The sequence below is a fragment of the Macromonas bipunctata genome, from assembly GCF_002837135.1.
In the GTDB taxonomy this organism is placed as follows: domain Bacteria; phylum Pseudomonadota; class Gammaproteobacteria; order Burkholderiales; family Burkholderiaceae_C; genus Macromonas_A; species Macromonas_A bipunctata.
Window position 1 is genome coordinate 1 of record NZ_NWBQ01000109.1, and the last position, 6,836, is coordinate 6,836.

The 6,836-nt window shown below is 66.3% G+C and carries 7 protein-coding genes; 3 read left to right on the top strand and 4 right to left on the bottom strand.

The window, feature by feature from the left end:
* Positions 1-225: 225 nt before the first annotated feature.
* A complete protein-coding gene (locus tag CON76_RS12520) occupies positions 226-573 on the bottom strand; it encodes a DUF3579 domain-containing protein (protein WP_101103797.1) in 348 nt (115 codons plus the stop codon).
* 134 nt (positions 574-707) lie between these two features.
* Positions 708-1,793 carry an MraY family glycosyltransferase gene (locus CON76_RS12525; protein ID WP_240592865.1) on the bottom strand — a complete coding sequence of 362 codons (1,086 nt, stop codon included), beginning with the start codon at positions 1,791-1,793 and terminating at the stop codon, positions 708-710.
* Positions 1,794-1,969: 176 nt separating this feature from the next.
* Here CON76_RS12525 and CON76_RS12530 point away from each other — a divergent pair, with 176 nt between their 5' ends.
* From CON76_RS12530 to CON76_RS12540, 3 genes are read left to right on the top strand one after another with little or no spacing between them, the layout of a single operon-like run.
* On the top strand, positions 1,970-3,178 hold the full coding sequence (locus CON76_RS12530; RefSeq protein WP_101103799.1) for an aspartate aminotransferase family protein: 1,209 nt from the start codon (positions 1,970-1,972) through the stop codon (positions 3,176-3,178).
* Positions 3,175-4,131: an ornithine carbamoyltransferase gene (gene argF, locus CON76_RS12535; RefSeq protein ID WP_101103802.1), complete on the top strand. Its 957-nt coding sequence runs from the start codon at positions 3,175-3,177 to the stop codon at positions 4,129-4,131. The genes CON76_RS12530 and argF overlap by 4 nt, the downstream gene beginning before the upstream one ends.
* A gap of 18 nt (positions 4,132-4,149) precedes the next feature.
* On the top strand, positions 4,150-4,458 hold the full coding sequence (locus CON76_RS12540; RefSeq protein WP_101103804.1) for a YkgJ family cysteine cluster protein: 309 nt from the start codon (positions 4,150-4,152) through the stop codon (positions 4,456-4,458).
* A gap of 76 nt (positions 4,459-4,534) precedes the next feature.
* Here CON76_RS12540 and CON76_RS12545 read toward each other — a convergent pair whose 3' ends face one another.
* Positions 4,535-5,518: a ribose-phosphate diphosphokinase gene (locus tag CON76_RS12545; protein ID WP_101103806.1), complete on the bottom strand. Its 984-nt coding sequence runs from the start codon at positions 5,516-5,518 to the stop codon at positions 4,535-4,537.
* Positions 5,519-5,629: 111 nt separating this feature from the next.
* Positions 5,630-6,836: thymidine phosphorylase family protein (locus CON76_RS12550; RefSeq protein ID WP_101103810.1), on the bottom strand; the 1,207-nt coding region annotated here is incomplete at its 5' end.

The window sequence follows — 6,836 nt, forward strand, 5'->3', positions numbered from 1 at the left end:
CGTTGATGTGGTTCCACACCTGATTGACCTCGCGCGCCATCTGACGCAGCACGCGCGCGTGCTTGTCCTTGATGCGCAACTGGAGGGTTTTGGTGGTGGTGTTCACGCCGACGATGATACGGGTCGGCTACACAAAAGACAACAGGCCGTCCCGGCCTGATCGCTCGAACCTCGGGCTGAACCCCGAGGCTTGCCGCTCAGTCTGGGTCAAAAAAAAGCCGTCGTCTAGACGGCTTTTTTGTGCGCTGTACCGGTTGCGGGCGGCGCGTCGGGCAACAGGCAGGCTTCCACCACTTGCAGGTCGTTGTCGCGGGCAAAGTTGATGACGAAGTTCCAGGCCATGGCGTCGAAGTCGCGCAGGTCGGTGTGCAGCACCACGCACTTGGTGCCACCCATCACGGTGGGAATGCACCACGGCGAATACGTGAGGTGCGCACCAGGAGCAGCGCCGCCCGGGCGGAACTGGCTCATCACACCCGCCAGCCGCTCGACCCAGTCGCTGGGGCGAAACGTTTTGCCGTTGGAGGTCACGCCTTGGATCAAGACTTCTTTGGCGGAGGGGGAAATGGCCATAGCGACTGCCCTGTCAATAAAAAAAGCGCGCCGTGAACCGGGACGGCTGGCGCGCTCCTGATTCTATCTTATACAAGAGTTGGCGCGCTGTGCGCGGATGGGCGGCGCACACCTGGCCCACCCGCCGCAACCGGCTACCTGCGCAGCAGCACCAGCTGCAGCCAAGGGGGAATCTTGAAGCGCACGATGGCCACATAGGAAACGACATACACCAGTACGAACAGCACGCAACCTGCCACCAGCACCGGGGTCTGGCGCCACCACAGCGCCGCTGGCAGCACCGACAGCAGGGCCAGCGCCACCAGGTAGGGCGTAGTGCGGTTGTTGCGCGCGCGCATGCTGCGCGCCGGGTCAGGATGCGGCACCGGGGGCACCAGGCGGCGGTGCACCAGCTGGTGCAGGTGCAGCGCGTCGGCCTTGCCGGGCGAATCGCCCCGGCTGACCTTACGGTAGACGGAAAACAGCGTCTCCCAGACCGGGTACACCAGCAGCAGCATCACGCACCAGGGTGAGACCTCGGGGTGGCGGCGCACCAGCAGCACGCTGGCCACCGCAATCACGATGCCCCACAGGTAGGCCCCGCCATCGCCCGCAAACACCTTGCCGTGCGGGTAGTTCCACAGCAGAAAGCCCAGCGTGACGGCCACCAGCGCCAGCATCAGGTACACCAACTCCCAGTCCTGCACCTGCCACGCCACGTAGGCCAGCCCCAGCGCAATCAGCACCGCCACCGACGCCGCCAACCCGTTGTAGCCGTCGATCAGGTTGAAAGCGTGCGGCAAGCCCGCCATGGCCAGCAGCGCCAGCCCCATGCCCAGCAGCGGCACCTGTTGCCAGTAAGCGTCCAGCCAGAGCCAACCCAGGCGCGGCACTTGCGCGTCAAGCCAAGCCACCGCCAGCGCGGCGGCGAGCGCGCTGCACAGCAGGCGCCAGCGCACGGGCACGCGCTGGGTCACGTCCTCCAGCACGCCCACAATGACGACCACCAGCACCACCGCGCTCCAGCCGGCGGCCTGGTACAGGCTCAACCACGGCACAGCCCCCGGCACCAGCGCTTGCCAACCCCACCAGGCCCACAACACCACCAACCAGCCCGCCAGCATGCCCACACCGCCCAGACGCGGCACCGCACCGGCGTGAAAACGCTGCGGCGCATCGGACGCATAGCGGTGGGCGTGCCGCCCCACGCGGCCACCCAGCCAGCCCCAACGACACGGCAAAACCACCCCACAAACCCAGCTAAACCAGCATAGACCCTCGCATTTGGGCGCTATTGTCTGTGTTTCACCCCGCCATGTGGGGCCCAAACACCACCGCGGGTCAATGAAGCGTGTAAAAAGATGTCACCCAAGGCCACTAGAATGCAACGCTTGCATTGACACAGGAGTCGCTTGACATGACCGCTTCGCACACCGCCCCCGCCTCGCCGCATGTGATGAACACGTATGGCCGTTTGCCCATCGCCTTGTCGCACGGCCAGGGTTGCCGTGTGTGGGATGTCAACGGCAAGGAATACCTGGACGGCCTGGGCGGCATTGCCGTCAATACGCTGGGCCACGCCCACCCCAAGCTGGTGGCGGCGCTGCAGGAGCAGGTGGGCCAGATGATCCATTGCAGCAACTACTACCATGTGCCGCTACAAGAGACGCTGGCACAGCTGCTGGTGGAACGCTCTGGCATGACGAACGTGTTTTTCTGCTCCACCGGGCTGGAAGCCAACGAGGCCGCGCTGAAGTTGGCCCGCAAATTTGGCCACGACAAAGGTATCGAGAAACCCGAGGTGGTGGTGTATGAGAAGGCGTTTCATGGCCGCTCGATTGCCACCCTGAGCGCCACCGGCAACCCCAAGGTGCAGGCCGGGTTTGGGCCGCTGGTGGAAGGCTTCATCCGCGTGCCGCTCAACGACATCAAGGCCATCAAGGCCGCCACCGCCAACAACCCCAACGTGGTGGCCGTGTTTTTTGAAGCCATCCAGGGCGAAGGTGGCATCCACCCGATGAACGCGACCTACATGCAGGAGCTGCGCACCCTGTGCGACGAGCGCGACTGGCTGATGATGATTGACGAGGTGCAATGTGGCATGGGCCGCACCGGCAAGTGGTTTGCGCACCAGTGGACGGGCATTCTGCCGGACGTGATGCCCTTGGCCAAGGGCCTGGGCTCGGGCGTGCCGGTGGGTGCGGTGGTGGCCGGCCCCAAGGCCGCCAATATTTTTCAGCCGGGCAACCACGGTTCCACTTTTGGCGGCAACCCGCTGTCGATGCGTGCCGGGGTGGAGACCATCCGCATCATGGAAGAAGAGAATTTGCTCGAGAATGCCGCGCAAGTGGGCGCTTACCTCAAGAGCGCGCTGAAGCGCGATCTGGGCCAGCTGCCCGGCGTGAAGGAAGTGCGCGGCAAGGGCCTGATGCTGGGCATCGAGCTGACGCGCCCCTGCGGTGTGCTGCTGGAGCGCGCCGCCAACGCGGGCCTGCTGATGAGCGTGACCGCCGACAGCGTGATCCGCCTGGTGCCGCCGCTGACCCTCACGCAAGCCGAGGCCGATGAAATCTTGGCCAAGCTGGTGCCGCTGGTGCAGGCGTTTTTGGCAGAATCCCAACCATGACCACACTCAAGCATTACCTGCAGTTCAAGGACTTCACGGCCGACGAGTACGCGTACCTGTTTGAGCGTGCCGCGCTCATCAAGCGCAAGTTCAAGACCTACCAGAAGCACCACACGCTGAGCGACCGCACGCTGGCCATGATCTTCGAGAAGGCCAGCACACGCACCCGCGTCAGCTTCGAGGCGGGCATGTACCAGCTGGGCGGCAGCGTAGTCCATCTGACGACGGGCGACAGCCAACTGGGCCGAGCCGAGCCGATCGAGGACAGCGCACGCGTCATCAGCCGCATGACCGACATCGTGATGATCCGCACCTTCGGGCAGGACAAGATCGAACGCTTTGCCTCGCACTCGCGCGTGCCGGTGATCAATGGCCTGACCAACGAGTTCCATCCGTGCCAAATTTTGGCCGACCTGTTCACGTGGCTGGAACACCGGGGCACCGACGCGCAAGGCCGCATTAACCCCAACGCGCTGCGCGGCAAGACCGTGGCCTGGGTGGGCGATGGCAACAACATGGCCAACACGTGGCTGCAGGCGGCGGCGCTGCTGGGCTTCAAGGTTCACGTCAGCACCCCCAGCGGCTACGGCGTCAACGCCGAGATTGCCGGGGTGGACTGCGCGGACTGCTGGCAGGTGTTTGACCACCCGCTGGACGCGTGCCGGGGCGCCGATCTGGTCACCACCGACGTGTGGACCAGCATGGGCTACGAGGCCGAGAACGAGGTGCGGCGCCAGGCCTTTGCCGAGTGGTGCGTCACGCCCGCCATGATGGCGGCAGCGCAACCGGACGCGCTGTTCATGCACTGCCTGCCCGCGCACCGGGGCGAGGAAGTGCTGGCCGAAGTCATCGACGGGCCGCAAAGCGTGGTGTGGGACGAGGCCGAGAACCGCATGCACGTGCAAAAGGCGCTGATGGAGTACCTGCTGCTGGGCCACCAACCGATGGCGTAAGCCCCCGAAAGGACGACCATGAGTGCATGTCAAAGCTGTGGCGCTTGTTGCTCGTGGTGCCGGGTCGATTTTTCCAGCTATGAATTGGAAGACGCGGGCGGCACCGTGCCCATGGGGCTGGCGGTGGAAGTCAATAGCAGCACCGCACGCATGCGCGGCACCGACCATTGGCCCGTGCGCTGCGCCGCCTTGACCGGCCAGGTGGGCGAGCGCGTGGGCTGCGGCATTTACGAATGGCGCCCGTCGCCGTGCCGGGAGTTCGAGGAAGGCAGCGACGCCTGCCTGCGCGCGCGGGCACGGCATGGCTTGCCCGCATTGACCGACTGAGCCTCCGCTCAACCGCCACCCGGGTTGCACCGCCCTGCCCTATCGGCTCTTCAGGGCAACGTGCGGGGCAGCGACATCAAGGGGGAATGGCAGCGTTGGCGGCCAGCAGCTGCGCCAATGCGTGCGCCAGCGGTGCGGCCATCGGCACCATGCTGGACGCGTGCGGGATGCAGTCGGTGCTCCACAGGTGGGCCACACCTACCGCTTGCAACAACGCTGGAGCGCCGGGTGCCAGCAGGGCGTGGGTCACGGCCACATCGACCGACGCTGCCCCCGCCGCCAGCAACAGGCGCGCCGCCTGCGCCACCGTGTGGCCGGTGCTGATGACGTCGTCCAGCACCACCACGGCGCGGCCTTGCACGTCCAGCCCAGCGGGCAAGGCGATGCTGACATCGTGGTCGCCGTGGCGCACCTTGCGGCAGACGCCGCTGGCATTGCCATGCCGCGCTGCGGCCTGCGCCACCCATTGCTCGGCCTCTTCGTCCGGGCCAATCAGCAGCGCACCGGGCCGCTGCTGGTGGATCCAATCGGCCAGTGCCGGGGCACCGCTGACGACCAGCGGCTGCGCCACCGGCACGGCCTCGACCAGGGTGGCCACGCGGTGCAGGTGCGGATCCACCGTGATCAGCGCATCGAACAGACTGGCCAGAAAGGTGCCGACGATGCGCTGGCTCACGGCCTCGCCGGGGGCAAAGGCCATGTCTTGGCGCATGTAGCCCAGGTAGGGGGTGATGAGCGTGAGGTGCTGCGCGCCCAGCTCACGGGCGGTGCGGGCGGCCAGCAGCAGCTCCACCAGCTTCTCGTTGGGCTGGTGCAGGTTGCGCCACAGCACCACGCGGGGCGGCAAGGGCGTGGGCAGGCGCAGCTTGAATTCACCATCGGGAAAACGGTGGCGCTGCACCAGCTGGGGCTGCAGGGTGATGCCGGTTGCCAAGGCGTAAATGCTGTTCCAAGCCTGCGCCAGACGCTGTGCGGATACGGCTTCGTCGTCGAAATACAGCAGCGCCACGGTGGCGGGAGATGTCGCCAACTCGGCAGCAGTCGGGGAGGTGAAGGGCATGACGGACAAAGTCGGTACAGCAGGTGCGGCAGACGAAGCCGCCCAAGCAACTGGCGGGGCGAAAGGGAATGGCGTCATGGTGGGTGGCCTGGGCAGCGGGTTCAGAGCGGTTCAGAATTCGACGTACACGTGCGGCACGTCGGTGGCGGGGCCCAGGGTGTAGCCGCTGGCTTTGTCACTGGCCTGGCGGGCAAAGTCGAGGTCGGACGGGAAGGCGGCGTATACCACGTACAGCAGCTCACCCGCTGCCACCGGTTCACCCAATTTGCGCGCCAGATCGACCCCCGCGCCCTGCACCTTGGGCGCCCCGGCCAGGCGCGCAATGCGGGCGATCTGCAGGTTGTCGATGCCGGTGACAAAACCGGCCTGCGGTGCGCGCACCTCAAAACTGAGCGCACCGAGCTGGGGGTGTTCGTGGTCGAACGGCTTGGCGCCCTGGGCTTGGATGATGGCCTGCATTTTCTCCAGCGCGCGGCCCGAGTCGAGGATGTCGCGCGCAATGGCAAAGCCGTCGCCACCCCGGATGTCGGGGTCGCACTCGAGCAAGCGGCCCGCCAGCCGCAGGGCTTTTTGGCGCAAGTCCTGCGGCGCCAGCGGGTGGTTTTCCAGCACGCGCATCACATCGCGCGCCTCCAGCACTGGGCCAATGCCATTGCCAATTGGCTGACGGCCATCGGTGATGACCACATCCAGCGAGAGCTTGAGCCGGTCGGCCACGTACTCGAACAGGCGGCGCAGGCGCTGCGCCTCGGGCATGGAGCGCACCTTGGCGGTGGGGCCAATCGGGATGTCCAACACCAGGTGGTTGGAGCCGGCGGCGATTTTCTTGCTCAGGATGGACGCAATCATTTGCCCCGGCGAATCCAGCGACAGCGGGCGCTCGACCGAGATCAGCACATCGTCGGCGGGCGAGAGGTCGGCGGTGCCACCCCAGGCCAGGCAGGCGCGGTGGTCGCGCACGATGTCGCTCAGGCGCTCCAGCGGCAGCTCCACGTTGGCCAGCACCTCCATCGTGTCGGCGGTGCCTGCGGGCGAGGTGATGGCGCGCGACGAGGTCTTGGGGCACACCAGCCCGTGCGCAGCGGCAATCGGCACCACCAGCATGGAAGTGCGGTTGCCAGGCACGCCGCCGATGCAGTGCTTGTCCACCACCAGCCGTTCGCGCCAGTCCAGGTGGCGGCCACTGGCCACCATGGCGTCGGTCAGGAAGTAGATTTCCTCGCGATCCAGCTCGCCCCGGCTGCTGGCCAGGGCAATCGCATTTACCCCCGAGGCCGTAGCCCCAGCAGTGCCGCACGGTAGTCGGCGTTGCGGTCGG

Coding starts and splice junctions, on each gene's coding strand:
- CON76_RS12530 (WP_101103799.1), top strand. CDS start 1,970: ATGACCGCTTCGCACACCGCCCCCGCCTCGCCGCATGTGATGAACACG.
- argF (WP_101103802.1), top strand. CDS start 3,175: ATGACCACACTCAAGCATTACCTGCAGTTCAAGGACTTCACGGCCGAC.
- CON76_RS12545 (WP_101103806.1), bottom strand. CDS start 5,518: ATGCCCTTCACCTCCCCGACTGCTGCCGAGTTGGCGACATCTCCCGCC.
- CON76_RS12520 (WP_101103797.1), bottom strand. CDS start 573: ATGGCCATTTCCCCCTCCGCCAAAGAAGTCTTGATCCAAGGCGTGACC.
- CON76_RS12540 (WP_101103804.1), top strand. CDS start 4,150: ATGAGTGCATGTCAAAGCTGTGGCGCTTGTTGCTCGTGGTGCCGGGTC.